At 38.7% G+C, this 1,621-nt stretch carries 1 protein-coding gene; it reads right to left on the reverse strand.

The window, feature by feature from the left end; translation table 11 throughout:
* Positions 1-1,476: T7SS effector LXG polymorphic toxin (locus tag BCR25_RS14095; protein WP_069664237.1), on the reverse strand; the 1,476-nt coding region annotated here is incomplete at its 3' end.
* Between the last annotated feature and the right edge of the window lie 145 nt (positions 1,477-1,621).

Raw genomic sequence — 1,621 nt, forward strand, 5'->3', positions numbered from 1 at the left:
ACCTGCAAGGGCGATTTCATCCATGAGTGGGACTGGAATATTTTTTAGTTTTGTCGCAACTGCTTTAACTACGTCATCTCCATATTTTAATCCTTTATTGATGACATTGGTAATTTTACCAAGTTTGCTTAGGGTTGTAGCTTTAGCAGCTGTTTTAAATGCATTTAACCCCTCTGCTAGTTTACCAACAAACTTCGTTCCTTTCAAGGCTGCACTGACTTCTCCTACCCCGATGAACATGCTGGCTACATCAAATACATAACCGCCTATGGCATAGAAATTGCCTGTTTTGATGTCGTTTACAACAGTATTTACGAGTCCTGCTCCCATATCAAAGCTTTCTTTCAACGCCTCTCTATGTGCTGGACTTACTGCTAATAGCCACGGGTTAGTGACTGCTTGAAAGCCCATACCAACAGTTTTTAGCGTACTTCCGATTGCTTTTGTATTTTCCCAAGCACCTTTAATATCATCTAGCTTCCATTGAGGTGTTTCAACGCCTCTAGCTGAATCAATCCCCCATTCAACTAACTCTACACTCAAATGAAGGAGCTCACTACCACTAATTGCTACCGAGCTAACTAGATCGCCTGCTGCACCAAGAAAACCTTCACCGAATAAGAGAATATTTTTAAAACCCTTTGGAATGGATAGATTCTTTGTTCCCTCTACTACATTTCCCCACCAATCACCGATGCTATCTGACATATTCTTCAGAAAGTTTTCTACTGGATGGTGTTTTGCCCATTCTTCTTGTTTTTCCTTTGCCGCTTTTTCCGCTGCTAGTTTTGCATCTGCTTCTGCCTTAGCAATTTGACTATCGATATCTTGGATTGCTTCTGCTAATTCTGTTTGTGAGACAAATTCCATAAATCTTGGATCTGTATAACTTAAACCACTTGCTGTTTCAGATATCTTAATTTGTTGCCCCAAAACATTGATGATTTCTTCTGCCGAGCTTGGTTGTTGCTTATTGTCAAACTCATTCACCTTTTGAATAATTTTCTCAAGATGTTTTTTTGATGCATCACAAGCACTAGTAAAGGTACTACTGCTTGGCATAGAGAGCGAAATTAAATCTGCGATATCATTATAGACTGATTTAATGGCTTGTCTTTTCTCTTTGTGTTCACTTTTAAACGTATCAATCGATGTTTTGGCTTTCGTCAAAACCTCTTCATTTAGCACAGCATTCTCTGAGGTTTCTCCTGTGGTTCCTGCAAAATCTGCATAGGTCTGCTGGAGATCTGCTTCCACTAATTTATAGCTATTCTTCAATCCTACAAGGACAGCATTTTTATTATTATTAATGTCTGCTGCAATTGCTTGGCCCACTTGCCCATGCATCGCATTACTATTTATGATACCATTCATTGAATTTTTTGCGCTATTCAACTGTTCTTGTGCTGTTTTTGATACTTTTTGGTACTGTTCCAGTGCCTTTTTCATTTCTGCTGTTTCTACATGAAAACCCATAATACGCTCCTTTCTTTACGTTTTATTTCTATTCTGTTGTTGTCATTCCAGAAAGTGTTTCATAATAGGAAATCGCATCTTCTGTCGTCATGTACGCTGTAGAGATTTGTTGGTTCAATGCTTGTGTCGCACGTAATACATCAAA

The organism is Enterococcus termitis, assembly GCF_001730305.1.
Lineage (GTDB): Bacteria > Bacillota > Bacilli > Lactobacillales > Enterococcaceae > Enterococcus_L > Enterococcus_L termitis.